Annotated in this window: 22 protein-coding genes; 13 read left to right on the top strand and 9 right to left on the bottom strand. The window is 38.9% G+C overall.

The annotated features are described in order from the left end of the window. Positions 1–322: 322 nt before the first annotated feature. The 3 genes from FGD67_RS08325 to FGD67_RS08315 form a co-directional block, all read right to left on the bottom strand. Positions 323–1843 (bottom strand): methyl-accepting chemotaxis protein, encoded by a 1521-nt coding sequence (locus FGD67_RS08325; RefSeq protein WP_257174574.1) that lies wholly within the window; start codon positions 1841–1843, stop codon positions 323–325. 90 nt (positions 1844–1933) lie between these two features. Beyond that, the gene (locus FGD67_RS08320; protein ID WP_257174573.1) at positions 1934–2521 is read right to left on the bottom strand and encodes a hypothetical protein; all 588 of its coding nucleotides are present in this window, start codon (positions 2519–2521) and stop codon (positions 1934–1936) included. A gap of 46 nt (positions 2522–2567) precedes the next feature. Next, positions 2568–3305 carry an AsmA family protein gene (locus tag FGD67_RS08315; RefSeq protein ID WP_257174572.1) on the bottom strand — a complete coding sequence of 246 codons (738 nt, stop codon included), beginning with the start codon at positions 3303–3305 and terminating at the stop codon, positions 2568–2570. Positions 3306–3525: 220 nt separating this feature from the next. Here FGD67_RS08315 and FGD67_RS08310 point away from each other — a divergent pair, with 220 nt between their 5' ends. From FGD67_RS08310 to FGD67_RS08300, 3 genes are all read left to right on the top strand, one after another. Beyond that, positions 3526–4581: an efflux RND transporter periplasmic adaptor subunit gene (locus tag FGD67_RS08310; RefSeq protein WP_257174571.1), complete on the top strand. Its 1056-nt coding sequence runs from the start codon at positions 3526–3528 to the stop codon at positions 4579–4581. After that, on the top strand, positions 4578–7679 hold the full coding sequence (locus FGD67_RS08305) for an efflux RND transporter permease subunit (RefSeq protein WP_257174570.1): 3102 nt from the start codon (positions 4578–4580) through the stop codon (positions 7677–7679). Before FGD67_RS08310 ends, FGD67_RS08305 begins: the two co-directional genes overlap by 4 nt. Positions 7680–8645: 966 nt before the next feature. Then, positions 8646–9095: a hypothetical protein gene (locus FGD67_RS08300; RefSeq protein WP_257174569.1), complete on the top strand. Its 450-nt coding sequence runs from the start codon at positions 8646–8648 to the stop codon at positions 9093–9095. An 80-nt stretch (positions 9096–9175) separates the two neighbouring features. Here FGD67_RS08300 and pheA read toward each other — a convergent pair whose 3' ends face one another. The 3 genes from pheA to FGD67_RS08285 form a co-directional block, all read right to left on the bottom strand. After that, positions 9176–10354 carry a prephenate dehydratase gene (gene pheA, locus FGD67_RS08295; RefSeq protein ID WP_257174568.1) on the bottom strand — a complete coding sequence of 393 codons (1179 nt, stop codon included), beginning with the start codon at positions 10352–10354 and terminating at the stop codon, positions 9176–9178. Positions 10355–10662: 308 nt separating this feature from the next. Continuing rightward, a complete protein-coding gene (locus FGD67_RS08290) occupies positions 10663–11046 on the bottom strand; it encodes an MAPEG family protein (protein WP_257174567.1) in 384 nt (127 codons plus the stop codon). A 7-nt stretch (positions 11047–11053) separates the two neighbouring features. Beyond that, positions 11054–13489 carry a penicillin acylase family protein gene (locus FGD67_RS08285; RefSeq protein ID WP_257174566.1) on the bottom strand — a complete coding sequence of 812 codons (2436 nt, stop codon included), beginning with the start codon at positions 13487–13489 and terminating at the stop codon, positions 11054–11056. 267 nt (positions 13490–13756) lie between these two features. Here FGD67_RS08285 and FGD67_RS08280 point away from each other — a divergent pair, with 267 nt between their 5' ends. The 7 genes from FGD67_RS08280 (at position 13757) to msrQ (ending at position 20051) form a co-directional block, all read left to right on the top strand. Then, positions 13757–14398 carry an NTP transferase domain-containing protein gene (locus FGD67_RS08280; protein ID WP_257174565.1) on the top strand — a complete coding sequence of 214 codons (642 nt, stop codon included), beginning with the start codon at positions 13757–13759 and terminating at the stop codon, positions 14396–14398. Between the two features lie 60 nt (positions 14399–14458). Then, positions 14459–14929, top strand: coding sequence for a (2Fe-2S)-binding protein (locus FGD67_RS08275; RefSeq protein ID WP_257174564.1), 471 nt, complete (start codon positions 14459–14461; stop codon positions 14927–14929). A gap of 2 nt (positions 14930–14931) precedes the next feature. Beyond that, positions 14932–17187 (top strand): xanthine dehydrogenase family protein molybdopterin-binding subunit, encoded by a 2256-nt coding sequence (locus tag FGD67_RS08270; protein ID WP_257174563.1) that lies wholly within the window; start codon positions 14932–14934, stop codon positions 17185–17187. A gap of 158 nt (positions 17188–17345) precedes the next feature. Beyond that, the gene (locus tag FGD67_RS08265) at positions 17346–17897 is read left to right on the top strand and encodes a DUF2058 domain-containing protein (protein ID WP_257174562.1); all 552 of its coding nucleotides are present in this window, start codon (positions 17346–17348) and stop codon (positions 17895–17897) included. A gap of 52 nt (positions 17898–17949) precedes the next feature. Beyond that, positions 17950–18312: a glutaredoxin gene (locus FGD67_RS08260; protein WP_257174561.1), complete on the top strand. Its 363-nt coding sequence runs from the start codon at positions 17950–17952 to the stop codon at positions 18310–18312. A gap of 96 nt (positions 18313–18408) precedes the next feature. Next, entirely contained in the window at positions 18409–19413 is a 1005-nt protein-coding gene (msrP, locus tag FGD67_RS08255) for a protein-methionine-sulfoxide reductase catalytic subunit MsrP (RefSeq protein WP_257174560.1), read from the top strand. After that, positions 19413–20051 (top strand): protein-methionine-sulfoxide reductase heme-binding subunit MsrQ, encoded by a 639-nt coding sequence (gene msrQ / locus FGD67_RS08250; protein WP_257174559.1) that lies wholly within the window; start codon positions 19413–19415, stop codon positions 20049–20051. Before msrP ends, msrQ begins: the two co-directional genes overlap by 1 nt. A gap of 350 nt (positions 20052–20401) precedes the next feature. On the opposite strand, the gene FGD67_RS08245 is transcribed toward msrQ, so the two are convergent. Continuing rightward, positions 20402–20683: a peptidylprolyl isomerase gene (locus tag FGD67_RS08245; RefSeq protein ID WP_077286284.1), complete on the bottom strand. Its 282-nt coding sequence runs from the start codon at positions 20681–20683 to the stop codon at positions 20402–20404. A gap of 427 nt (positions 20684–21110) precedes the next feature. On the opposite strand from FGD67_RS08245, the gene FGD67_RS08240 reads away from it, so the two are divergent. The 3 genes from FGD67_RS08240 to FGD67_RS08230 are packed head-to-tail and all read left to right on the top strand — an operon-like array spanning position 21111 to position 23355. Next, positions 21111–21662 (top strand): RNA polymerase sigma factor, encoded by a 552-nt coding sequence (locus tag FGD67_RS08240; RefSeq protein ID WP_077286285.1) that lies wholly within the window; start codon positions 21111–21113, stop codon positions 21660–21662. Beyond that, complete coding sequence (locus FGD67_RS08235; RefSeq protein ID WP_257174558.1) at positions 21652–22371, top strand: hypothetical protein; 720 nt, start codon at positions 21652–21654, stop codon at positions 22369–22371. Before FGD67_RS08240 ends, FGD67_RS08235 begins: the two co-directional genes overlap by 11 nt. Before the next feature lie 3 nt (positions 22372–22374). Continuing rightward, entirely contained in the window at positions 22375–23355 is a 981-nt protein-coding gene (locus FGD67_RS08230) for a hypothetical protein (protein WP_257174557.1), read from the top strand. Positions 23356–23443: 88 nt separating this feature from the next. On the opposite strand, the gene FGD67_RS08225 is transcribed toward FGD67_RS08230, so the two are convergent. Beyond that, the gene (locus FGD67_RS08225) at positions 23444–23968 is read right to left on the bottom strand and encodes a hypothetical protein (RefSeq protein ID WP_257174556.1); all 525 of its coding nucleotides are present in this window, start codon (positions 23966–23968) and stop codon (positions 23444–23446) included. A gap of 340 nt (positions 23969–24308) precedes the next feature. Next, on the bottom strand, positions 24309–26483 hold the full coding sequence (locus tag FGD67_RS08220; RefSeq protein WP_257174555.1) for a malate synthase G: 2175 nt from the start codon (positions 26481–26483) through the stop codon (positions 24309–24311). Positions 26484–26803 lie beyond the last annotated feature (320 nt).

Raw genomic sequence — 26803 nt, 5'->3', positions numbered from 1 at the left:
TTGATAGGTGGGAGACGTAAAGTAAAGTTACTTAAGTCGGTATTTAAATGTCTTTTAAATGATTTTTGATAGTGATTTTATAAGTGCTTTATATTGCGCTAATGAATTTTAATCTGGTTATTATATCGGTGTGAAATATGAACAGGAGTCAACAACGGTTGCTCAATGTACGGTAAATTAATCTCGTAAAAGATGACATTGAACGCGACAGCTTGTGCATTTAAAGTTTTAATGCTTACCCGTAATCACCTCAACTTGCGGCTCGCAAGTTGAGGTGATTAAACAATCTGCTTGCATAGCACAGCTTATTTGTGCATTTTTACTATTTACTTGGCGGAACAAAGGTGCTGGCAACATTAGTAATATTGTCAACGCTAGCTGATAGCATGAGCATTTCATCGGTAACAATATCGGTTTGCTGCCAAGTGCGCTCGATGGCTTGTTGCACGTCGATAACATATTCATTGATAGTAACTGAGGTAACGCTTTGTTGTTCAGTTGCTGTTGCTATTTGATTCGCAACATCAGCAACTTTTTGCACACGGTCAACAACATCAGCAATTTTTTGATTGGAGCCTTCAGCTATTTCAACGCATAACTGTGCTTCCTCTTTATTTTTCAGCATCAATGCCACCCATTGCTCTATGGTTTCTAGCATGACAGATAAACGTTGATGGATCTTCATTGCTGAATCTTGCGTTCGTGATGATAAATTTCGAACCTCGTCAGCAACAACGGCAAAGCCTCGACCATGCTCGCCGGCACGTGCTGCTTCAATAGCAGCATTTAAGGCTAATAAATTGGTTTGGTCGGCAATAGATTGTATTTCTTCCATTAAACCACCAACGTTGTTGGCTGATTGCGTTAAACTGTCGGCTGAAGAGGAGGCTTGATCAATATCATTGGCAAGTGACTTAATTTTGTCTGTGGTAGAGAAAATACCTTGTTGCGCTTGCTCACAATGCCGAAAAGTTTCATCTAAATCACTGGCTGCTGTGGCAACATTTGCTGATATTTCTGTAGTTGCGGTTTGCATTTCGAGCATGGCTTGGCTTAACTGTTCAATGGTGCCTTGCTGCGTCGTTAAGTTTTCACGGGTTTGGCTAATGCCAGCACTGACATTATTCATCACCGCATTCATTGGTTTTGCCGTATCTAAGGTACGCTCAATAATAGCTCGAAGTTTTGCTTTTAACATCGAGAAATTAAATTCAAATATACTTGCAGTACCGGTGCCGAAATAAACCTTACGTGAAGGTGAATCAAACATTGATTGCATCCGTTGCGCGTTGATTGCGGTCGGAATGATATCTTGCCAAAATATGGCAATAGGTGTTGCAGCACATAAGGCCGCAAAAATAGAGTGATATAAGCCAAAGTGGCTGAAAATAAAATATTGGGCAATAGCACTAACAAGCAATAAAAAAGCGAATTTATGATTTTTTGAAATTTCTAAATTAGCCCACTTATTACGTTTGTTAATTGCTGAATATACACGAATTGCACGTTCAATTAATGCCGGTTTTGCTAAGGTTGCAATGGATTGATAGCCAATAATTTTGCCATCATGGTATTGTGGAGTCATAAAAGTATCGAGCCAAACATCTTGATTACTTTTGTTTTTGTACCTAATAACCCCTTGCCATGAAAAGCCTTTTTCTAAGGTTTTGGCAATTTCATCAAGAATACACTTAGGCATCTGTTGATGAAAATAATTACCTTGGATTTCTTCAGATTCCAGTGTCGATTCTAATCCTAATGCCGCAGCAAAAGCTGGATTAACGTAGTTATATTTACCTTTAATATCAGTAATACAAATAAGTTGTTGTCCTGACGAAGCCATAACTTTCCTCGATTTAACATGTTGAGCAGAATGTTATCCTCCAAGCTTGCCCTAAACTAATACTGGAGGATGAATTAAGTGTACGGTGAGCTAATATTTAATTGCGATACCGACAGTAATAGAGCTATCCATCCAAAGTGAATTATCAAAGTTAGCACTGCAACTCTCTTGTTGGCAAAATATGGCGTCATCCTTATCAATGAGTGTTGCATAAGCACGCAGCTCTGTCACCATTGCTATGTTGTTAGATAACTCATAGCGAGTACCAAAGGCAATACTTACCGAAGGATAAAGCTCTTTATTGCCGGCTTTAGCATCTACATATGCACCGCCTACGCCTAGACTCATGGTAGTGACGTAGTTTTGTTGGCGAAATAGTGCCACACCATTAAAGTGTGCGTAAACAATATTTAGTGAATTATTGACGTTATTTTCATTACTAAAATTATGATTCACACGATTTAAGAGTATTTGACCTTGACCATTGACACTTTCTTGCCAAGCGATACCAATCGCAATATTACTAGCAGAGTCGACATCGATATTACTACCACTTGCTGCCGTTAGATCTGAACTGTACATTTGACCAAACATAGCACTGACTTCGAGTTGTTCTGCTAAAACGCTACCTGATAATAAGGTGCAGATAATGATCAAGGAGCTCAACTTTTTCTTCATTACTATAGGTCCTTCGCTAATTGGCAGCATTTTAGAAAGCCTGAAATTAACCAAATAAATCAGTTAATTTTTTCTTGGCTTTTTCTTTTAATTTATCTTTCGCATTATCGATTAGTTTTTTCTTCTGTGTTGCTTTGGCTTGCTGCCAAATAGTAGATAATGCTTGCTTGACAATTTCACTGCCTAATTGACTAGCGGGTAAGCCGGCATCACCACCAACATTATTTAATGTGATATCAGGCAATGTTGCATTGTGTTCTTTATTGCCAAAAGCACTTAAATCAAGTGTTAATGCAGTACCCGCAAGGATGATTTTACTCACTTTGACTTTTGGCTCTTTACTATCACTTGCTGGTGCTTCTACGGTAGTCTCAGTTTTTGGCGTGTTACGCTCTATAGCGTCTAAAATATCCTGAATATTAGAGCCACCTGTTTGAGTAAACTGTACAAAAGCCTCTGGCGATTTAATGACAATGGCATCAATAATAATGGGTGATGAGGTTAAGCTTTCTAAATTAATGTCGAGTGTCATTTCAGCTAAAGAAAAGGCATTAGGTTGGCTATAGGTTTCTGGGTTTGCAAGATTGATCCCTAAAATACTGCCAGCACCACTGGTGAGTTTAATATCAACAGCTTTTACGGTCACAGCCTGTTCAGTAACTTGTGTACCGACAGTTTCTATTTGGCTTTTAATATATTCATTGAGTGAGCCATTAGCCAAAAACCAAAGAGCACCACCACTGAGTAATAATAAAACGACAATAATTGAGGCTATAATTTTCACGAATTCAATCCTTAAAATGTAATGTATAAAGTAATACCGAACAGCTAGTCTGTATCATTTGGTATGTGTATAAATAAATTATATCTTAATAATCACAAAGTTAATTTTTTTTCTAATTTGCGACCAAAGCCTTGGATTCTACGCTAAGTTGTATCGAGCGCTTTCAGTATCTAAGATATAGTTATAGTATTATAATTTTTATAAAATTTAGAGAGTTTTTATGTCTGCTGTTAGTCGTCGCCTCCCTTTGTTATTACTTGTTACCATGTTAGTCGCGTTAGCGGTTTATTTACAATGGCCTAAAACTACGATCACACAAGAAAAACATCAGCGTGTAGTTTCAGTAAAAACGGTGAACATAGCTTTAGCTGATTTTAAAGATGCGGTAGAAGCTATCGGTACTTCAAGAGCAAATGAGCAGGTATTAATTACCAGTAAATATTCAGATTTGGTTGATGATATTTCATTCCAAGACGGTGATACGGTAAGTAAGGGCGATATTTTGGTGCGTCTTAATAGTCAAGAAGAAGCCGCGAAGGTTAAAGAACTAGAAGCTAATCTGGCTGAGTCTGTTGCCCAGCTTAATCGCTTTCAAGACTTGTTTGCTAAAAAAGCGACCTCGAAGTCTTTGGTTGATCAGCAAGAAGCAAAAACTAAAGCGATTGCTGCTCAACTACTTAGTGCTAAAATTAAGCTCGATGATTTAACCATAAAAGCACCATTTTCAGGCATCTTGGGCTTTCGAGAAATTAGCCTTGGTGCTTTAGTTGATGTGGGTGATGTTATCACTAGCTTAGATGATTTAAGTATTATTAAAGTTGATTTTTCAATTCCTGAACGTTACTTAAATACCGTTGCTGTTGGTCAACGTATTGAAGCGACTAATACGGCTTATCAATCACAAGTATTTATTGGTAAAGTTACCTCATTAGATTCTCGTATCGATCCCGTTACGCGTACTTTAAAAGTACGTGCTGAAATTTCCAATGCCGATCAGAAATTACGTGCTGGTATGTTGTTAAATTTACAAGTGGTCCGTAAAGTTGAAAAAGTACTGCAATTACCTGAAAGTGCTGTTATTCCTATTGAAGATGAACATTTTGTTTTTGTGGTTGAAGACGGTAAAGCGATAAAAAAATCATTCCAAATTGGTCGCCGCTATCTTGGTTTTGTTGAAGTGCTTAATGGGCTAGATAATAACTCAGAAGTGGTGATTGAAGGCGCTTTAAAGTTAAGTGATGGTACAGCGGTTAATGTTTTAGGGAGTAAATCGTGATTTTATCTGACCTCTCGGTTAAACGTCCGGTTTTTGCCACCGTCATCAATTTATTGTTAATTACCTTTGGTATTGTGGCATTTTTAACTTTGCCGCTGCGTGAATACCCTGATATTGATCCTCCAGTGGTCAGTATAAACACTTCATATCCTGGCGCATCGGCAGCAATCGTTGAAAGTAAAGTCACGCAACTTCTCGAAGATAGAATTAGTGGTATTGAAGGTGTTAAATCAATTAACTCGAATAGCCGCGTCGGTCGTTCGAATATCTCTATTGAGTTTGAACTTGATCGAGATATCGATGCTGCGACCAATGATGTTCGTGATAGGGTTTCACGGGCATTAAATAATTTGCCTGAGCAAGCAGATCCACCCGAAGTTTTTAAGGCTAATGATGATGAAAGCGCCATAGTTTGGTTTGTTTTACAAAGTGAAACTATGAGTACTCTTCAGTTAACCGATTATGCCGAGCGTTATATTGTTGACCGATTCTCTGTCGTTGATGGTGTGGCGCGAGTACGTGTTGGTGGTGGCAGAACTTATGCTATGAAAGTGCTGTTAAATCGCAAAGCCATGGCCGCTAGAGGTGTTACTGTCAATGATATTGAACAAACGTTACGAGCGGAAAATGTTGAGTTGCCTGCTGGTAAAGTTGAATCAATAGATCGTGATTTTTCGATTCGTGTTGAGCGTAGTTATTTAACCGAAAATGATTTTGCTACTATGGTTGTGGCACGCAATGATGATAAATCATTAGTTTATCTTGGTGATGTCGCAAAAATAGGTATGGCAGCAGAAGATGAAGAAAACTTGTTTCGAGGTAATGGTAAAAATATGGTTGGCTTAGGCATCATTAAGCAATCAAAAGCTAATACCTTGGAAGTGGTTAAGTCGGCTCGAAAAGAGATGATGTTGATCCGAGGTGGTTTGCCACAAGGAACAACGATCACCAATAGTTATGACTCATCAGTGTTTATTCAAGGCTCTATTGATGAGGTCTATAGTACCCTCGGCATTGCTATGTTAATGGTAGTGTTAGTGATATTTTTATTTTTAGGTAATGTTAGAGCAACCCTTATCCCAGCGGTTACCGTTCCTGTCGCGCTAATTGGTTCAATGATGGTGTTGTCTTGGTTTGGTTTTTCCATCAACTTATTGACTTTACTAGCCTTAGTTTTGGCCATTGGTTTGGTTGTCGATGATGCGATTGTGGTATTGGAAAATATTTATCGCCGTATTGAAGGCGGACAAACACCCTTACTCGCGGCCTATGAAGGAGGACGAGAAGTTGCCTTTGCGGTTATTGCCACAACATTAGTTTTAGTTGCCGTGTTTGTCCCCTTAATTTTCTTATCGGGTAATGTTGGGCGATTATTCACCGAGTTCGCTATTGCCATAGCAGCAGCGGTGATTTTCTCGAGTTTAACTGCATTATCGCTAACGCCAATGATGTGCTCAAAAATGTTAAAACATAAAGAGCGTAGTTCGTCTTTTGGTCAAAAACTGGATAACGGTTTTGCTAAACTTGAAGCCGCTTATGCTCGTGCCCTAAAAAATAGTGTTCATCAGCCAATGATGATACTTTTTGTCATCATTTTGTCGTTGTTTTCTGTTTATAGTTTATTCTATCAATTACCTTCGGAATATACCCCAAAAGAAGATCGAGGAAATTTTTTCGTGATGATGAATGGTGCTGAAGGGGCAAGTTATGAAAATAACGTCAAAAATATGCAAGCAATAGAAAGCAAATTGTTGGTTCATCAAGACAGTGGCGAGCTCGATCGTGTGCTTGTGCGTGTGCCTGGTTTTGGTGGTGCTGGCGGTATTGCTATTGTCGGTATGCCGGCTTGGAAAGACCGGGTAATTGATACTTTTGACTTTATTGATAAAATTAATGGCGATCTGGCTAAAGTTACTGATGTTAGAGCGTTTGCCATGATGAGAAGAGGCTTGAGTGGTGGAGGTTCTACATCGCCTGTCGCTTTTGTATTACAAGGGAATACTTATGCCGAATTAGCTAAATGGCGCGATATTATTATTGAAAAAGCACAAGAAAACCCGAATCTGCACAGTATTGATAGCGACTATAAAGAAACCTACCCACAATTATTGGTGAAAATAGATCACACCAGAGCCTTTGATTTAGGCGTTTCTGTGGGGGATATTGGTCGAACACTTGAAACTATGCTAGGGCAGCGTCGAGTTACCAACTTTGTTGAGCGTGGTGAAGAGTACTATGTGGTTATTCGAGGCGAAAAAACTGACTTCTCAAACCCTAAAGATATCGACAATATTTTTGTTCGCTCTACGGTCAGTGAGCAATTAATACCGCTGTCAAACTTGATCACCATTGAAGAGAATGCCACATCATCACAATTAAATCGCTTTAATCGCTTACGCAGTGTCACTATTAGTGCCAGCTTAGCTAATGGTTATGCGCTAGGTGATGCTTTAGATTTTTTAAACAATGCTGTGGCTGAAAGCTTACCTGAAGAAGCGCAGGTGGCTTATAAAGGCCAGTCGCAATTATTGCAAGAGTCAGGTAACTCTATCGCTTTTATTTTTGTCTTAGCCTTAGTGATCACTTATTTAGTGCTGTCAGCACAATTTGAAAGTTTTATTCATCCTTTCGTTATTATGTTGACTGTACCATTAGCACTAGTAGGTGCCTTAGCCGGTCTTAAATTAATGGGCATGAGTCTGAATATCTATAGCCAAATAGGTATTGTTATGTTGATAGGCTTGGCAGCGAAAAATGGTATTTTGATTGTTGAGTTTGCCAACCAGTTGCGCGACAAAGGCATTGCTTTTGAGGAAGCATTAATTTCTGCCGCGACACAACGTTTAAGACCTATTGTGATGACAACATTTACCACGGTAACAAGTGCTATTCCATTAGTATTAGCCGTGGGTCCAGGCGCAGAAAGTAGAATGGTCATCGGTGTAGTGATCTTCGCGGGGGTTTCATTAGCGAGTATTTTTACCTTGTTTGTTGTGCCAGGAGCTTATTATTGGTTATGTCGAAATACCGGTTCACCGCTAGAGATAAGCCAAGAAATTGCAAGGCAGCAAGCAGAGGTTAAGCTAGATAAAGCTTAACTACACATGCAATATCTGCAGGGAAAGGTCCATATGGCAGCCATGCTATATGGGCCTTTTTATCTTTAAGTCTTCAATTTTAATGAAGCTGTCGAAAGTTGATTTTTAAAGGCTTACAGGCCGTGTTATTGATTTCGATAAGGTTCTCACAGGGATGTAGTCATTAGAACAAGGCAGGAGCAGTTGTCGAGAATAACCATTATCTTCAATCAATACCTTGCCTGCATGGATGTAGGTACTTAGGTTCAGTCTGGAACTATGAACCTGTGCCGCTAAAGCTTTTAAATTTCACTGAGTGGGAAGAAACTTAGTAGAATTGGTATAACTAAAAGCACTAACTTGCTAGTTTAGGTTGATATTTGTACATCTTGATTAAAAAGCACCCTTGCGCTATAAGGGAGAGAAATAATAATAATAAGTTTGATAAATACTATGTTTAACGTGAACAAAAAGCTATGGTCGTTCAATTTTGGTTGTTTACTCGCAGGTTCATTAGTTTGGTTGGTGCATCTTGGCAATTTAGCTTCTGTACCGAGGATATTACACCCTCATACTGATTTTATTCTTGATTATTATCCCGGCTCAATTACAGCGATAACGGCAAGTATCTTCAGTTTTTGTCTGTTAGCTTTTATGCATAAAGCTTTTAAACTTTGCGTGAGCGAACATACATTTTGGCTCTTATTACCTATGCTGTGTTTTATCGGCTTAACATTGTTGATAGCCCCTCTTAGGGTTTTAACTTTGATGTTTGCTGCTATGCCTATTTTCGTGGTTTTAACATTAAGCGCAGTTATATTTCGCTTAAAAAATCAAAAATTATCGGCTATTTCAAATTGAGCATTTTAAAATTTAGTTAACCAAGAGTAATAGTTTAAATGATGATCTGAAATAAGGCGCAACGTGGCTGAATTTGTTTTACTTGTTATATACAGCATTTTTACACTCATTTGGATTTAAAGTGGTATGAATAAATACACTAAAATTATTTCATTAGCATTCGCGTGTTTATTTTTATTTATCGGTATCAAGAGTACGATAGATACTAAACCTTACGCAGAATTAAACGATATACAAACTTTTGATGGCATGATTTTAAAATTACATTGTCCACATAAAGGCGCTGCCGCCTTATCGTTAGAAAACTCAGATTTCACCTTTAATCTCAGTGTTAGGTTTCGTGCTGATTATTGTCAAGATGATGAGTCACAGACGCTTTTAGGCAAGGTGGTTAGTTTAAAGGCGCGACAAGTTAATGGTGACTTTTATCAAGCTTACGAAATAAAAACGCCAGAGCAGGTTATTTTAACCCCTGAAGAAATTGAAGCAGATCAAGGCAGTTCAACCTTTGGTATGTTCTTCTTAGCTTTCTTAATCTTGGCATTCGTTGGATATAAAAGTCGCAAGAAAAAGTAATTATTGGCACAAGTATTCATAACGAACAAGGGCAGTATATCTGCCCTTGTTCACATCTGGTATTACATAAAGTATTGTGCCTATATCAAAGCACTACTTGGCACATTGGTTGGGCTAATATGTTCGATTGGGTAGCAACCCAAAATCTTAATGAAGTTTGTTTGTTCGGTAATTTCACTGATTGCTTCTTGTAAAGTCAAATGCTTTAAATTTGCCTCTACATCGATATAAAACATTTCTTCCCAAGGCCTTCCTTGAATTGGCCGTGATTCAAGTTTACACATGTTAATACCTTTGTTTTTCAGCACCATTAAACATTCAACCAGTGCCCCCGGTTTTTGTCCTGTAGCAATTACTAGTGTTGTTTTTGCTGGAATTTGCTCGGCAACATCAATAGGTTTGCGAGCAACTAAAATAAAACGACTGTGATTTTCTGCTTGGTTGGCAATAGATTTTTCTAAGGCCTGCAATTGGTATAAGTTACCGCCTTCTTCACTACCAATAACCGCGACACTGTCGTCCTGCAATTGATAGACTTTCGCCATAGCATCGGCGGTGCTTTCACAATATTCAATGCGAATATTGCTTTGCTTGTCAAGAAAGTTACTGCACTGGGCGAAAGGCTGACCATGTGCATAAATAGTTCTAATATTAGCTAGTTGGCTATTAACTGCCGTGAGTAAACAATGTTCAATCGGCTGGGTGATTTCGCCAACAATGGATAAGTTTGTATGTTGTAGTACGTCATAAACTTCGTTAATACTACCGGAGCTAGTGTTTTCTATCGGTAGCATACCGTAATCAACCATGCCAGATTCTACTTGTTGCATGATCTCGGCAAAACTTTGACAGCCGTGTTCGATAATTTTTTCTGCCCGGCGAGAAAAGTAACGATGACTGGCTAAATAACTATATGAGCCTTTATCGCCGAGAAACGCTACGCTTACCGCCGGCTCTTGCATATTGGGATTAGCTAATGTTTGTAAATAAGCTTGCTGATTGAGTACTGAGTCTTCAATAATTGTTTGAAAAATGCTGGTCACGTAATGGGCGTCTAAGCCGAGTTCCTTGCCTTTGATGATCAAGCGGATAAGTAACTCCTGCTCGCGCTGCTGGTCTCGTACCGGACGTACTTGATGAGCTTTGCTTTTCGCAACATTTAAAGTTAGGGCGCGACGCTCAGCGAATAATGTTAATAGTTGCTGATCAAGGTGAGTAATTTTTTCACGTATTTTATTTAAATCTAATGTTTCGTTCACCACGTTTTCCTAATAAGTTGTTATGAGTTTATGCGTTGCATTTATCGTGTTTGAGTCCAATCGTTATTCATTGTATTTTTCGTTGGTACTAAAACTAAAAAACCCCCATTAAGGAGGTTTTTTATTGATGCCAAAACCTAAAGCACGCTCAGAAAACTGAGAGAAAAAAAGCGTTAAAGAAAAAAGTCGGTTTGGTCATTTGCATAGCTTTACTTTAGCTAGCCTCAGGCAAGACTTCAACTGTTTCTTTAGCTCTATTTTTAGCTAAGCTAAAAGAAAATGCTTATAGAACGAGTTTCTTGGCAACGTTAGATACAGAGAAAGATAATTGTTAGTGCGCTGAACATTCCAATAGCCCATATGATTGAACGAATAGTTGATATATTCATTAAGTAGGCAAGATTATAAAATATCCGTGCGACAACATGTGCAATGGCGAGTTGCTCGATAACAGCGCCAGTGTTTTTTGTCGTTATCGCCAATAAGACTGCTGGAGCAAATATAATAAGTGCTTCAAAGGCATTTTGATGTGCTGCCAAGGCACGGGCGCCAAAGCCAGTTAATTCTGCTTGCTGTGCTCGCGGATGATTATTATTGTAACGTCCCAATTTATGCATTGCAAAAGCTACGGGGATTTTTGCAATTAGGGGTAACAGTGCTGCGATAAATAAACAAATGATTAACGTGGTCATATTTTTCCTAATAACTGAGGAGTGTGAGTTTGTATTTACTTGGGCCCGGTAAGAAATTTGTAGCTTGACCTTTTACCCAACTTTCATGTCCGGCGCCATAATATGGGCTCCAAGGGTGTCCTGATTGGCTGGTCGGCATATGAAAAATGCCGCTTGCTTCGTGTCCAGGAGAAACCACCATACGTTGTGATGCGCCAAATGACCTACCTTGTACTCTTGGCATATAACTATCGCCAGGCAATTCGACTTCAGGCATATCTAACCATCGGCCAATAAAAGGAATGGCACGGCTTAAAGGATGTTGCACTTTACTGAGGTTCTGTTTACCCCAAGTAGCGTTGGCAAGTGTCGTTGATTCAGTCATTTGGATTAATGTCTTTTCAAGGCTGGCTTCAAATAATGCTTGCCAACTTTCGTGTTGACGCCAAAGAAAGTTTTCCGGTTGTTGGTTCACTAACTGCCATAACGGCGTTTCTATTTGATGGCGAATGGTATCGAAACTATAAGCTTTATCAAGTTTTGTCATATTTTCATTAAAAATTTCGAAGACTTGCTCTCTAACGTTTAAACGAAAATTTCTCACCAAACGATAGGCAACAGAATCGGTACTAGCAGATAAGTTGTCAATATCAATGATGCTTTTTACTTCCTGCCAATCGCTGTGTTTAGCTAACATTTTTTCAGTGAGTACCTCAGATAAAATAAAAGCTTGCCAAGGCAATAAAAACTTGGCGCTGTCATCTAAGGCTATATTGAGTAATGCTTGTTCATCAAATGAATCTTTAGCGGCAAGGTTTTGCTTGATCTGTGATGAGCGTGCGCCAATGGCATAACCACCGTTACCTATTTTATTTAGCATATTACCACCAATAACCCGTGAATTTGCGGTCCATAAACGAGCATTTTTAGGATTGATAAGTTTAGGGTAATCTTCAGGCGGTAGTAGTCGCACCCATTTGTTTTCACCATTAGCCCAAGAAGTAGGTGTTTCACCAAACGAAGTGCTACGTTGTGGTATAGGTCCGATAATTGTCCAACCAATATTACCTTGTTCGTCTCCAACTATTAAGTTTTGTGCAGGCATTCCCGTTCGAGCTGCTATAGCAATAGCTTGCTCTACATTATTGGCAGTTTCTAAGTCAGTAATTGCTAGGTTTACGGCCGCGTTGTCATGTGCGATCCAACGATACGCCAATAAGTCTCCTTTGGCGGTTTCACCTATCACTGGTCCCCAAATGGTATCTGTTACTGTGATGTTCACCGCTTCTTGGCCTTTTACGGCGATAATTTGTTTATGTTTGATAAAGTCTTGGTAGCCATCAGGCGTCAAATATTGGCTTTTGTCAGCGGTTGTTTCAAGTACGATAATATCGCTCCAATCACCGTAACTGTTGGTAAAGCCCCAAGCAATATGACCATTACTTCCAATAATCATGTTTGGGGTGCCTGGTAATGTTGCGCCGGTTACTTGCACTGAACTATTATCGGCAGCTTTATATTCAAAAGAAGCTCTAAACCAAATATTAGGTACTCTAATACTCAAGTGCATATCGTTAGCAACAATGGCACTGCCAGTTGCACTTATAGCACCGCCAACCGCCCAGTTATTTGAACCTGGGAATTCTTCATTTTGAAGGTTTTTTTCTCTGGCAAGCTTCGCAGGTAGCGGGGGAGCTAAAGGAGCCTTTAGCTGTTGATGTTCGAGTAAATTGGCTATGTCTTCGCTAGATGCGGAAGGCCAAGGTGCTGTCGGTAGTGGTGATGAAGGCAATTTAGTGCCATCTATCGCGGCATCCCAACGGCTGCCTTTAGGATTAAGAAAGGCAAATACCTCAGGACTTAATATCGAATGTAATAAACCTAACGTTCTTTCACGTTTACCGTCTTGATATTGTAAGTCAATGTACATGCTGAGTACGGTTAAAATAGTATCTTCTTCTTGCCACTCTACGGGCTCTTGGCGCAGCAATAGGTATTCAAAGGGGACAGCTTTAAGGTATTTTAAACCTTGATTTACCCCACGGGTATAAGCTTTGAGTAGTGCTAAATCAGCGGTGGATAATTGTGCTACTATCGCGCTAGCACGCTCTCGAAAGCGATGACGGCGAATGTCACTATCATAGGCGATTGCTGCCTCGCCAAATAAACTTGACAGTTCGCCGGCTGAATTTCTACGTAATAAGTCCATTTGAAAAAAGCGCTCTTGGGCATGGATAAACCCCGTTGCTACTGCCAAATCTAGGCGGTTGTTGGCTTTAATCGTCGCGATACCATGCTTGTCTCGTTCTATGGTCGCGCTAGTTGATAAACCATAGAGTGTTCGTTTTCCGTCTAATTGTGGTAATGCACTGTCGATTTGGCTATATAGCCAAGTACTTAAAGTGGCAAAGATTAAAAGCAGAATAAAAAATATGCCGAGTAGGGTGTTTTTTAAATGTTTCATCAATTGTTAGTAAAGTGACAGTAGCGATAGCGTAGAGTACCTGAAACTTATTAAGGTTTGAATCACGCTGTGCAGATTAATTTGGCTTAACTATTCATTTTTATTTACATTTATCTCGTTGAAATTTAAAAGTGCTCTGCTTAACTTGGCTTGATATTCGTGGCAATATTAGTAACTATGCAGTCATTAGATTGCCGGCAATGAGAATATGGAGTCGATAGTGTTTATTTATGAACTAGTTCAATTGTTGCCTATAGAGGGTATTGAGTGACGGTACTCGTAAAGTCACCAAGTGACTGTTTTGCCGTTATAGTGCTAGCGGCAGGGCAATCTACTCGTTTAGGTCAGATGAAGCAATTGCTGCCTATTAATGATAAAAGTTTACTTGAAATTCAACTAGAGCAGGCGCTAGCAGTATCGAATGATGTTTATTGTGTCTTAGGTTTTAATGCTGTGCATGTGCAATCACATATTGATCATTTACCAATCAATACTATTATTAATAGCCAATGGTCGGACGGTATGGCGTCATCAATTGCTGCGGGGGTGAAAGCGCTAACGCCTGAGATTAAAGCGGTTATGATAGTCTTAGTAGATCAATGGCAATTAACATCTGCTGATTTGATGCGACACAAAGGCTATTGGCAAAAGCAGCATCATGCTATCGTTGTTGCACAATCGGTTAGTTCTGAAGAAGCAAAGGTCAATGAAAATCTTGGCCCGCCAGTCGTATTTCCACAAAGTTATTTTGCCGAATTGATTCAATTAGTTGGGCAGCAAGGTGCAAAGCCATTATTAAAAAAATACCAAAAGCAATTATTAAAGGTACCGCTAGCTCATGCCTTTGTTGATCTAGACACACCTGAGCAATTAGCTCATATGAAGATAAAAATTGGCGTTAAACCATAGCGTCGCTAAAAATTACGTCTAACAAAATTGCGTTAAATAAACTAAGAAGGAAGCGATTGCATGATCACTTTGACTATCAATGGTAAAGAGCATCAATTTAATGATGATGGCGATATGCCGTTGTTATGGGCATTAAGAGATATTTTAAAATATACCGGCACTAAATATGGTTGCGGGAAAGGCTTATGTGGTGCTTGTACTGTCCATGTTGATGGCCAACCTGTTCGTTCCTGCATAACGCCGGTCTCGGCTATTGCGAAGCAAAAAATCACCACCATTGAGGGCCTTTCCGAGCAAGGTCAACATGTAGTACAACAAGCATGGCAAGCGTTAAATGTACCACAATGTGGTTATTGCCAATCAGGACAAATTATGTCGGCTGTGGCATTACTTGAGCGTAATGCAAAACCTAATGATCAAGATATTGAGCTTGCCATGAGTGGCAATATTTGTCGCTGCGGAACTTACCAACGTATCAAACAAGCGATCTATCATGCTGCAGATTTAGCCACCGAAGTGAAAGGAAGCTAGCGATGAAACAGATTGAAAATGTTAGCCGTCGAGGCTTCTTAAAAAAACTTGGCATTAGCTCTACAGCCTTAGTGTTAGGTGTACAGCTGCCGGCAATGCTCACTATTCCAAAAGCACTGGCTGGTGTTAATGCTACTGATAAGTTTTCCCCTAGTGTTTATGTACAAATTGGCGCTGATAACATCGTCAGCATAGTGGTTCATCGCTCAGAAATGGGTCAGGGTATCAGAACCAGTATTCCGATGATAGTCGCTGATGAACTGGGTGCTGATTGGCAAAAAATAGCGGTTGTTCAAGGCTTAGGTGATAAAAAATACGGTAGTCAAAACACCGACGGTTCTCGTTCGGTTAGACGTTTTTATCAACCGCTGCGTGAAGCTGGAGCTTCTGCTCGTATGATGTTACAGCAAGCGGCCGCCAATCAATGGCAAGTTGATGTCAGTGAAACCTCAGCGGTAAACAATACGATTGTTCATGAAAAAACTGGCCGAGAGTTAACTTTTGGTAGTTTAGTTGCCGCGGCAAGTGTGTTGACATTACCTGAGCCGTCGGCATTGAAATTAAAAGCTAAAAAAGATTTTAATTTCATTGGTAAATCTGATGTAGCACTTGTTGATGGTGAAAAAATCGTTACCGGTACCGCGACTTACGGGTTTGATGTTGAACTAGCCAATATGCAGTACGCGGTTATCGCGAGACCTCCAGTATTAGGTTCGAAAGTTAAATCATTTAATGCTAAAGCGGCAAAAGCTATTGCGGGCGTTATTGACGTTGTGCAACTACCTGACTTAGAAGAGCCAGCGGTATTTAAACCTTTAGGCGGTGTTGCGGTTATTGCTAAAAATACTTGGGCGGCGATTAAAGGTCGAGAAGCGTTAGCAATGCAATGGCATGAAAGCGAGCATAAAAGTTATAACAGTGATGAGTATAAAAAAGCCTTAGCAAAAAGTTGTGATAACCCGGCAAAAATTTTGCGCAGTAAAGGCGATACGATTAAAGCGTTAGCGACTGCAAAAAAAGTGATTGAAGCATCATATTATGTGCCAGAGTTAATCCATGTACCGATGGAGCCACCTGCGGCAACCGCGCATTATCATGATGGTATTTTTGACATTTGGGCCTGTTCACAAACACCACAATCAGCACAAGCTACGGTTGCACAAATTACCGGTGTGGCCCCTGAAAAAGTCAATATCAATGTGACGTTACTCGGTGGTGGCTTTGGTCGTAAATCTAAACCAGACTTTGTCGTTGAAGCTGCTATATTGTCGAAACAGCTTAATGTCCCCATTAAAGTATTGTGGACTCGCGAAGATGAGATCCAAAATGGTTATTATCATGCCGTAAGCTATCAAAAACTTGCTGCCGGTATCGATGCTCAAGGTAATGTTAGTGCTTGGCAACATCATGTGGCAGAGCCACCAATTGGCTCTACATTCAGTAAAGGGGCGGATTTAATTGGTACAGAAGCTAACTTAGGTTTGATTGACATGCCATTTGATATTGCTAATGTTAGTTGTGCTGCCGGCAAAGCGCCTGCGCATACTCGTATAGGTTGGATGCGCTCGGTTACTAATATCAACCATGCCTTTGCTATAGGCTCATTTGTTGATGAACTTGCGCATGCGAAAGGGCTAGATAGCAAAGATCATTTATTAGCCATGTTAGGTAAAGATCGAAAAATAGATTTTGCTCTTGAAAATGCCGAGTATGGAAATTACGGCGAAACACTTGAAAAATTCCCTGTTGATACTGCGCGTATGAAAGCGGTGATTGAAAAAGTTAGTGCTATGGCAAAGTGGGGCAGAAAATTACCTAAAGGGCATGGTTTAGGTATTGCTATGCACCGCAGTTTCGTCAGTTATGTCGCTTGTATTGTTGAAGTATCAGAAAACAGTGATGGAAAAATTAGCGTTATTGATGTTTGGATGGCGGTTGACTGTGGTTTAGCAGTAAACCCTGAGCGTATTCGTTCGCAAATGGAAGGCGCTGCTATTTTTGCCTTATCGTATAGTTTTTATAGTGAACTCACCGCGAAAAATGGTGTGATTGAACAAAGTAACTTTGATAATTATCAAATTGCGCGACTTGCCGATGCGCCAACCACACATGTTGAAATTATCGACAGTGATGCGCCTCCGGGTGGTGTTGGAGAGCCAGGTGTGCCACCAATAGCTCCCGCTATTTGTAATGCTATTTTTAATGCCACAGGTAAGCGCTATAGAGAATTACCATTAAAACAATATGGCATTGTTTAATCAGTAGCGTGTAACTGGTATCTTTTACCTATACCATGAGTAGCGGCGTAAATTTTAAGGAAAGCAGCAATTTATGCTGCTTTTTTATTGAATGCTGTAATATCGCAAATGACCTGATAAAATAGCACAATATAGAACCTCATCCCATAGGATAAAAGATGGCATCGTTACAAGAGCAGTTGCTAAAAGCAGGTTTAACCACCAAGCAAAAAGCACGACAAGCAAATAGTGATAAGCGTAAAAAAGGCAAGCAAAAACGTAGTGGCGTTAACGTTGAAAGCAGTTTACAAGAACAAGTAAAGCAAGATCTTGAACTAGCAAGAAAAGAAAAGTTAGCGCGTGATATCGCTTTAAACAATGAAAAGAAACAAGTGCTTTTGGCCAAAGAGCAACAGTTAAGAATTTTACAGATTTTGCAACATCATCAAGTCACAAATGTTAATGGCGAAGCAGAGTATAATTATACTTTTAACAATAAAATTAAAAAATTATTTGTTGATGCCATCACACATAAAGCTTTGGTTAATGGCCGATTAGCTTTGTGTGGTGTTGAAGACAACACTTATATTGTGACAAGCGAAACCGCTGAAAAAGTTGCCAGTTTAGACAAAGACGTTATTTTGGTACAAAACACTAAAGTTATTGATGAAATGGTTTCTGATGATGACCCTTATGCAGAGTTTCAAATTCCTGATGATTTAATGTGGTAACGTCCGCATTATATTTTAATTTATTTACCTAACAGTGAGCACAAGTATTACTATGTTTTTAATCCGTTGGCCGATTGGCCGTTTAATATTGTTATTAAATTTTATCTTTTCTCCAAGTGCGCCAAAGCGCTCATCGCAACAGCAGAAAGATATTGATGCTAGCACCGCACATTTAAGTTTATATCAATTGCCTGCGTGCCCATTTTGTGTGAAAACTCGTCGTGCAATAAAGCGATTTGGTTTAAATATTGAATTACGTAATATAAATCAACATGAAGAATACCGAGAAGAATTGCTTCGTGAGGGAGGTAAAAGAACCGTGCCTTGCTTGAGAATTATCAATGAAGATCAGTCGGTTACTTGGTTATATGAATCTGGTGATATTATTCAGTATTTAGAAAAGTTTGCCGATTAGTTACTGCTGTTTATTAACTCAGCAGCTTTTATTAAGAATTTTTTTGCCTCTTCTTGGGTCTATTTATCAAAGGTAATTAGCTCGATTAGAGGTAAAATGTTAATTAAAACTAAAAATAGTTATCAACTATCAGAACAACAAGTCACCGATGAAGCGGTTTATCATGCTAGACGTAAAGTTTTAAAGCAGCTTGGTTTCTTAGGTGCGGGTAGTTTACTAGCCCAATCAGCTAACGCAAGCCCTTTAGATTTTTTCAGCAGTAAAAGTAAAGAGGTATTTCAACGCCAAGCTTTAAACTTTCAACATGCTGAAAAATCTACAGAAATATTAACCCCTGAAGCTAAAGTGACTTCTCATAACAATTTTTATGAATTTGGCACAGCTAAGGGGGATCCTGTTGAAAATGCACAAAACTTTAAAGTTGATCCTTGGCAATTAAGTATTTCTGGCGAAGTTGATAAACCCTATAGCTTAGGCTACGACGATTTATTTAAAAGTTTCTCACTCGAAGAGCGTATTTATCGCCTACGCTGTGTTGAGGCGTGGTCGATGGTGGTGCCTTGGATTGGCTTTTCATTAGCTGACTTAATTAAAAAGGCGGCGCCCAATTCGCGAGCAAAATATGTTGCTTTTGAAACCTTATATGATCCACAGCAGATGCCGGGTCAAAAGAGTCGTCGTATTGGTGGCGGTGTACAATACCCTTATGTCGAAGGTTTACGTATTGATGAAGCAATGAATCCGTTGACCTTAATGAGTGTTGGTTTGTATGGTAAGACATTACCGGCACAAAACGGTGCACCTATTCGGTTAGTTGTACCGTGGAAATATGGTTTTAAGAGTATTAAATCTATTGTTAGTATCAAGTTAGTTGAGCAGCAACCACCAACAACCTGGAATAGACTCGCTGATAATGAATATGGTTTTTATGCCAATGTTAACCCTGCTGTTGATCATCCGCGTTGGAGCCAAGCGAGTGAAAGGCGTATTACTACCGGTGGCTTGTTTGCCCGTAATCGTATTGAAACTCTGCCATTTAATGGTTATGGCGAAGAAGTGGCTGATATGTATAAAAATATGGATTTAAGGAAGTATTATTAGTGCAAGCAAATGTTTTGGCGGTCAATAAAGTGTCTTTGAAAACAGTATTTTTAGTTAATCGAGTGTTGTTACTTAAGATAACTATTCACCTGATGTCTTTTTTACCTTTATTAGCACTTTATGTTTTGGCCTTTAGTGATCAGCTTGGTGCTGATCCCGTTAAAGAAGTTATTCACTTTACTGGCATTGGTGCCTTTAATTTATTGCTGCTTTCTTTGGTGGTAATGCCTTTGGCAAAAAAATATCGCCAAGCATATTTTTTACAAGTAAGGCGTCTACTTGGCTTATACAGTTTTACTTATGCATTATTTCATTTACTGAGCTTTCTAGCTTTTGAAGTGCAGTTTGATCTAACATTATTTTTTAATGAAATTATTGATAGACCTTATATTACCGTGGGTATGGCAGCCTTAATTATACTACTTTCTTTGACGGTTACATCACTCAGTTCATTGAAGCGTAAAATGGGCAAAAATTGGCAAAAGTTACACAATGGGGTTTATCTTGCCTTGTTATTAATAACGCTGCATTTTTTTTGGTCAGTAAAGTCTGACATTGTTGAGCCAGTGATATATTTTATTATCGCATTATTCTTGTTAAGCCAACGAAAAGATAAATTTAAGCGTTGGTTTAAATAATAGCAATGCTACTAAGTTTCTTCCCACTCAGTGAAATTTAGAAGGTCTAGCGGCACAGGTTCATAGTTCCAGACTGAACCTAAGTACCTACATGCAGGCAAGGCATTGCTTGAAGATAATGGTTATTCTCGACAACTGCTCCTGCCTTGTTCTAATGACTCACATCCCTGTGAGAACCTTATAGAAGTCAATAATACGGCCTAAAAGCCTTTTAAAATCACCCTTCAGAGTTGGTATAACCCATATTGGGCTAGGCAACAATACAGAAACAAAAAAGCGAAGGCAGAAGCCTTCGCTTTTTGCTCATTATAAGCAATATTTTGTAGTTACTTAGCGGCAAAACCTAGCTTTTATTCGCTGCGAGCTGTTACTTCTAATAAATGGTAGCCAAACTGAGTTTTAACTGGGCCTTGTACTTGGTTTAATGCAGCAGAAAAAACAACTTCATCAAACTCTTGTACCATTTGTCCGCGACCAAAAGAGCCTAGTGCGCCACCTTGTGCTTTAGAAGGGCAGTTTGAATGCTCTTTTGCTACGGTTGAGAAATCTTCACCGGCTTCTATTTGTTGCTTTAATGTTAGACATTGCTCTTCAGTGTCTACCAAGATATGGCGTGCAGATGCTGTTACCATTATATTTCCTATTCGCTGTTAGATTTAATGAGGACTGTAGCGTATTTTTTTTAATAATAAAATAGTCTGAAAGTAAATTATGTTACTGAAAATTTCATTACTAGAAGTGAATCGGAAATATCAGCCAGTAAGAAGTGCAATATTGAGGCTATATTGCTCTAGGTTACTCAATCTTAACGTCAACAACGCGCCTTAATAAGCCTTTATTTTGGCTAAGCTCAATTGTGAATTGAGCAATGTGCCCTAAATATTCGCGATATAGTTAACCTATAAGGCTAAGTTTTATAATAGTTACGGCTCGAGTGCTTCAAAATTTTCGAGTATGAATCTGCTTATAAAAAATAATTTAAAATTTTAAAACTTTTTTCAAACCCAACACTACTTTTAATATATAAGAGTAAGTTAACTTAATAAAATAGGATGCCGAGTGTTTGAACGAAGCGATGAAACGCTAGTAAAGCAAGCGCTGAAAGGGAAAAAATCAGCTTGGGTTACCTTAGTGAAACGATATGAAAAAAACTTGTATAACTATACCTTGCGTATGGTGAGTAACCCTGATGATGCTTTAGATTTAATGCAAGATGTATTTATGGCTGTTTTTCGTAATTTGGCCTCATTTCGTGGCGATAGTCCTTTTAAAGGTTGGCTATTTAAAATTGCACATTATCGTTGTATTGAGTTTTATCGTCGAAAAAAGCCAACCCAGTCATTAGATGATGTACCCGAACAAGAAGAGTACACGAATGATGGTTGCCCAGAGGCTCAGCTATTTTCTGGCCAACAAGCGAATATATTAGTTCAAGCGTTGCAGATATTACCTATTAATCAAAAGTTAGTCGTGGAGTTAAAATTTTTTCAGCATTGCACTTTTGATGACATAGCACAGCAATTGGGGATTTCAGTAAATACAGTAAAATCTCGTTTGTATAGCGCTTTAGATAAATTAAAAGATCATTTGGAGTTAGACCATGTCAAATAAAGATGAGCTCAGCCAAGAGCAAGCATTTGCTAACTGGCTTGATGGCAAGTCAGATGATTGCCAATTCGATGATGGCGATTTAGCACATGAAACCCTATGGCAACAGCGTAAAAACACTGTTAATGCCATTGAACAGCAAGTGAGTATGTCAGGTGAACAATCGGTACCCGCATGGGATCGTGCGAGTGCTTTTAGCAATGACAAAGTCACTTTCTGGCAATGGCGTGGTTTGCCTGTATTGTCAATGGCATTTTCCATCCTTGCAGTTGCATTAGTGTTATTTAACGTTGAATTAGTGATACAGGATAAAGCTATTGTATTAAGTTTTGCCGGGGCTAATAGCCAGTTGCAAGATGAAGAAATAGCGAAGTTGGTTGATATGAAGTTACAAGGTTTTGCGCTACAGCAACAAGTGTTGTTAGCCAACTATGCCGCTGATATCAAGGTAAAGCAGCAAGATAATAACTTACAACTGGCCAGTTATATTATGGGGGTTTCTCGGCAAGAGCGTAAAGAAGATATTAGCGACTTTATTCAATATATTAATGCTGAACGAAAAGATGAGCTACTTGAGCAAAAGATTAAATATCAAGCGCTTGAACAAGCGATTAAGTACCATAAAACCTATCAACGAAATGATGTTAAAGGTTATGGATTAAAACCGGGTGATATAAAAAGTACACCTGCTGATTGGACTGCTGAGGAGTAGAGTATGAAAAAATTAAGCTTATTATCATCAACGCTAGCTATACCTTGTTTACTGATGTCAGGGGCTATGTTTGCTGTTGAGCAGAATACAGAGCAGAATACAGAGCAGAATACAGAGCAGAATACAGAGCAGTATGCAGGTATACATAAGCAACTATCCATTATGAGTGATATTATTAAATCGTCAGTAAAGGATAAGTCATCACGTCAGTCTTCTAAAATTAATAGTATTCAAAGCACATATTTACGTGGTCAAGGTGTGGTGTTTACTATTAGTTCGGCAGCAAGTGATCGCCAATGGGGACATTATAACTTTAACTTTTCTATGCCTGAGCTGCCTGAAATGCCGGTAGCTCCGATTGCTCCTGAAGTGAATCAAGACTTCCATGAAAAATATGATATTGATGTTAATAAAACGGTAACGCAAGCACTAGAGTCTGCTGCAGTTGGCTATGAAAGAGTAGTGGAAGTTTTTGAAAGTAATCGCGATAAAACCCGTGAATTAAGGGAAGAGCAGCGAGAACTCGCTTATAACTTGAGAGATATTGAGCGCGAAAAGCGTGATGTAAATTATCAACTATCAAGAGCGAGTGATGAACGTAAAGTTGAGCTGAAACAGGAACTAAGCAAACTAGCAGAGCAAGAAAAAAAGTTACAAGCCAATCAGCGTAAAGTGACGCAATTAACCAATGAAGTTGTTGCCAAGCAGCAGGCTGAGCAGGCGCAGAGAAGTAAAGAGCGCTCGCAGTACTATCAGCAATTAGCCGTCACATTGACAGAAACTTTATGTTTATATGGTAATGGATTGAAAGCGTTACCTAAAAATGAACATGTTAGCCTTATTTTACAGTCAGCAGGTGCCAAGTCAGCCGGCCGATATAAAGACAGTATTTTAGTCTTTAGTAAAGAAGATATTGCTGACTGTTCTGCTGATAAAATGACTGCTGAAAGGTTGATGAATAAAGGCCAAGCTTATCAGTTCTAATATTTATACTTAACCCGACTAGAGGGTATTTAGAAAGAAAAGCCGCAGCAAGCGGCTTTTCTTATGAGAAAAAATACCCGTCCAGCACTTAGCTTTTACGAGTGTTACAGTCTTGCTTTAATGGCATTTGCAACTGCAAAATACTGTTTTCATTACTTAAGTGAATTTTTCTTTTGGCTTGTTCAGTATTGATTGCTTCACTATCTCGTACAGCACTTTGGGCTGTAAAATCAAAATAAGCTAAAATTTGCTGTAATTTGTCGTTAAATTTAGCGGCAAACTCAAAGAAAGTATTTTTCTTTTCAAACTTATTAGGTACTAAGTTTGTAAAGTCAGCAACTTGAATGCCAAGTAATGGTTGTTGTGAGCTTGGTGCAAATGAATGCTGGTTAAGTTTATTGTTTTTGTTGAATATTTTACCGTTCAAGCTGGTGGGGTTATAGCTGACGTTAATATTCTTTGCCATAACACTTATGTGGTTTACAGCACTATGTATAACTAAAGTATATTGTGGCTTTGCTTTTACTGCCGCATTGGCGTGGGTAATTGAGCTAACTAAGCTCAAGATAACAAAAATAGAGCCAACTAAGTTGAGTTTAGTAGGTCCGGTCATTTTGTATTCCTCATCAAATATCCAGATTATATCATTCCATGATATAGCTATTGTATCATTGTGTTACAAAGCAATATAGGTTGGAATTTGACTTTACGCGACTGCAATAAGACCAGCGGTGTATTTTATCAGATAAATAACGATATTATGGTCAGAACTCGTCTTAATTCAAGAGTATTTAATGAGCGGAAGGTGGATTTTACATTATATATTGGCTGTAAATCTTGCTGCGGAAACACCAGCAAATTATTGCGAGTTTTACTATTTGAAATAAGGCGAAAGTACGACCAGCAAATATGTCTATACTCATAAAAATTTATGAGTATAGACATTTACTTTGTTATTTAGCTTGTGCTTTAAATAGAAGTCTATTCTTGTGCAGTAAAGGCTCAGTGTAACCGTTAGGTTGCTGGTGGCCTTGAAACACTAAGGCTAATGCGGTTTGAAAAGCGATATTATTATCAAAGTTATCAGACATCGCATGATATTGGGCATCATTTTGGTTTTGTTGATCAACAATGCTTGCCATTTTTTTCATGCTCGCTAGTACTTGCTCTGCAGTACAGATATTATGTTGTAACCAGTTCGCCATATGCTGACTTGATATCCGCAGCGTTGCACGATCTTCCATTAAGCCGACATCGTTAATATCAGGTACTTTTGAGCAACCAACTCCCTGATCAATCCAACGTACCACATAACCTAAAATACCTTGTGAATTATTGTCTAACTCATCAGAAATTTCTTGCTCAGACCATTGGGTATGTTCTGCTAGTGGTATTGTGAGAATATCATCGACATTTGCGGGGATACGGTTTTTAAGTTGCTGCTGCAATTGCAAAACATTAACTTTATGATAATGTAACGCGTGCAGTGTTGCGGCGGTAGGTGATGGTACCCATGCGGTATTTGCGCCAGCTTCTACATGGTTAATTTTTGTCGCCAACATATTAGCCATTTGATCAGGTATTGGCCACATGCCTTTACCTATCTGTGCCTTTCCACTGAAGCCACAAGCGAGTCCGATATCAACGTTATTATCTTCATAAGCAGAGATCCACTTAGTTAACTTGATATCTGCTTTTCTTGCCATAACGCCGGCAGACATTGAGGTATGAATCTCGTCACCTGTTCTATCAAGAAAACCGGTGTTGATAAATACTACACGCTCTTTTGCTGCATAAATACAGGCTTTTAAGTTAACACTGGTGCGACGCTCTTCATCCATTATGCCCATTTTTAGGGTGTTACGTGGTAATGATAATAGCTCCTCGACACGATCAAATAATTCATTGGCGAAAGCAACTTCTTCAGGGCCATGCATTTTAGGTTTGACAATATAGACCGAACCCGTATCACTGTTGCGCAAGGTATTGTGCTGATTGACATCATATGTTGATATTAATGAGGTGATGACAGCATCCATAATACCTTCAGGCACTTCATTGTTGTGCTGGTCAAGAATAGCGTTATTGGTCATTAGGTGACCAACATTACGCACGAACATTAAGCTACGACCTTTAAGCTTGCCTGCTGTACCATCAAGTTTTTGATAGTTTTTATCTTGATGCATCAAGCGTGTTTGTTGTTTACCTGATTTTTCAAAGGTTTCTGATAAAGTGCCTTGGTTTAACCCTAACCAGTTTTGATAAGCAATTATTTTATCTTCTGCGTCAACAGCGGCAACGGAGTCTTCACAATCCATGATGGTGGTTAGTGCTGATTCCATCGCGATATCACTAATACCGGCCATATCACTCTGGGCAATTGGGTTACTTGCATCAAATTGCACGATAAAATGCAAGTCGTTATGTTTAAAAACAAGTTCACTTGGTTTAGCTGCTTCGCCATTAAAGCCAATAAAGGATGCTGATTCTGCCAAGCCCGTGCTGTCGCCATTATCTAGCTTAATCACAAGCGCGTTATCTAGAATTTGATAGGATTGAGCATTTTGGTGTGAGCCAACAATTAACGGAATGGCTTGATCTAAAAAGTCACGAGAAAATGCGACAACCTTAGCACCGCGAGCAGGGTTATAGGCTGTGGTTTTTTCTGCACCGTCGGTCTCAGAAATAACATCTGAGCCATATAAGGCATCATATAAACTGCCCCAGCGCGCGTTGACAGCATTTAAAGCAAAGCGAGCATTCATTACTGGAACTACTAGCTGCGGTCCGGCCATAGTGGCTAATTCAGCGTCAACATTTTCTGTTGATATGGCAAAATCAGCAACTGGTGCTGCCAGGTAACCGATATCGGTTAAAAAGCGTTTATAATCACTAAATTCAAAGCTTTCAGCTTGATGGGCTTGATGATAAGCAGTAATTTTTTGCTGTAATACCGTACGCTTTAGCAATAGCGCTTTATTTTTAGGACTTAAATCGGTAATTAATTTTGCAAAACCTGCCCAAAATGCTTCCACAGCTAGGCTTGTGCCAGGAAGGACTTGCTTATTAACAAAGTTATATAATGTTTCCGCAACCTGTAAATTTGCGATTGAAATTCTTTTTGTCATGTGGCACCTATTTTAAAAGTTGGGAACAGCGTTTGCTTGATTTTATATCTTATCGAAAAGCTAATACCTGCAATGTAAAAATATTGGCTGCCAGATGCAATAGCCGTGATTGGGCAATCAATATTATTTTAATATAATCACTAATGCGATAAATTTCCTTTGCAATTTAACCTATTGTTAATTAAGCTTTAATTTTTTATTTTATTTACATTATCCTACTTTTATTCATGTTATTGTTTGTTTTTATCTTTGGTATTCATCTTGTGAATTTTATTGTCTGATATCTTTCAAATTGACTGATATTGAAAAAGTTATCTTTT

This window comes from Colwellia sp. M166 (assembly GCF_024585285.1).
Classification (GTDB): domain Bacteria; phylum Pseudomonadota; class Gammaproteobacteria; order Enterobacterales; family Alteromonadaceae; genus Cognaticolwellia.
This window is presented reverse-complemented; position numbering and strand designations above follow the sequence as displayed.

What these genes read in the sequence shown, in the direction of transcription:
- FGD67_RS08225 (WP_257174556.1), bottom strand. Translation starts at nt 23,968, where the DNA reads ATGACCGGACCTACTAAACTCAACTTAGTTGGCTCTATTTTTGTTATC.
- FGD67_RS08270 (WP_257174563.1), top strand. Translation starts at nt 14,932, where the DNA reads ATGAAACAGATTGAAAATGTTAGCCGTCGAGGCTTCTTAAAAAAACTT.
- FGD67_RS08320 (WP_257174573.1), bottom strand. Translation starts at nt 2,521, where the DNA reads ATGAAGAAAAAGTTGAGCTCCTTGATCATTATCTGCACCTTATTATCA.
- FGD67_RS08245 (WP_077286284.1), bottom strand. Translation starts at nt 20,683, where the DNA reads ATGGTAACAGCATCTGCACGCCATATCTTGGTAGACACTGAAGAGCAA.
- FGD67_RS08325 (WP_257174574.1), bottom strand. Translation starts at nt 1,843, where the DNA reads ATGGCTTCGTCAGGACAACAACTTATTTGTATTACTGATATTAAAGGT.
- FGD67_RS08235 (WP_257174558.1), top strand. Translation starts at nt 21,652, where the DNA reads ATGTCAAATAAAGATGAGCTCAGCCAAGAGCAAGCATTTGCTAACTGG.
- FGD67_RS08230 (WP_257174557.1), top strand. Translation starts at nt 22,375, where the DNA reads ATGAAAAAATTAAGCTTATTATCATCAACGCTAGCTATACCTTGTTTA.
- FGD67_RS08310 (WP_257174571.1), top strand. Translation starts at nt 3,526, where the DNA reads ATGTCTGCTGTTAGTCGTCGCCTCCCTTTGTTATTACTTGTTACCATG.
- FGD67_RS08275 (WP_257174564.1), top strand. Translation starts at nt 14,459, where the DNA reads ATGATCACTTTGACTATCAATGGTAAAGAGCATCAATTTAATGATGAT.
- FGD67_RS08265 (WP_257174562.1), top strand. Translation starts at nt 17,346, where the DNA reads ATGGCATCGTTACAAGAGCAGTTGCTAAAAGCAGGTTTAACCACCAAG.
- FGD67_RS08290 (WP_257174567.1), bottom strand. Translation starts at nt 11,046, where the DNA reads ATGACCACGTTAATCATTTGTTTATTTATCGCAGCACTGTTACCCCTA.
- FGD67_RS08285 (WP_257174566.1), bottom strand. Translation starts at nt 13,489, where the DNA reads ATGAAACATTTAAAAAACACCCTACTCGGCATATTTTTTATTCTGCTT.
- msrP (WP_257174560.1), top strand. Translation starts at nt 18,409, where the DNA reads ATGTTAATTAAAACTAAAAATAGTTATCAACTATCAGAACAACAAGTC.
- FGD67_RS08300 (WP_257174569.1), top strand. Translation starts at nt 8,646, where the DNA reads ATGAATAAATACACTAAAATTATTTCATTAGCATTCGCGTGTTTATTT.
- FGD67_RS08220 (WP_257174555.1), bottom strand. Translation starts at nt 26,483, where the DNA reads ATGACAAAAAGAATTTCAATCGCAAATTTACAGGTTGCGGAAACATTA.
- FGD67_RS08260 (WP_257174561.1), top strand. Translation starts at nt 17,950, where the DNA reads ATGTTTTTAATCCGTTGGCCGATTGGCCGTTTAATATTGTTATTAAAT.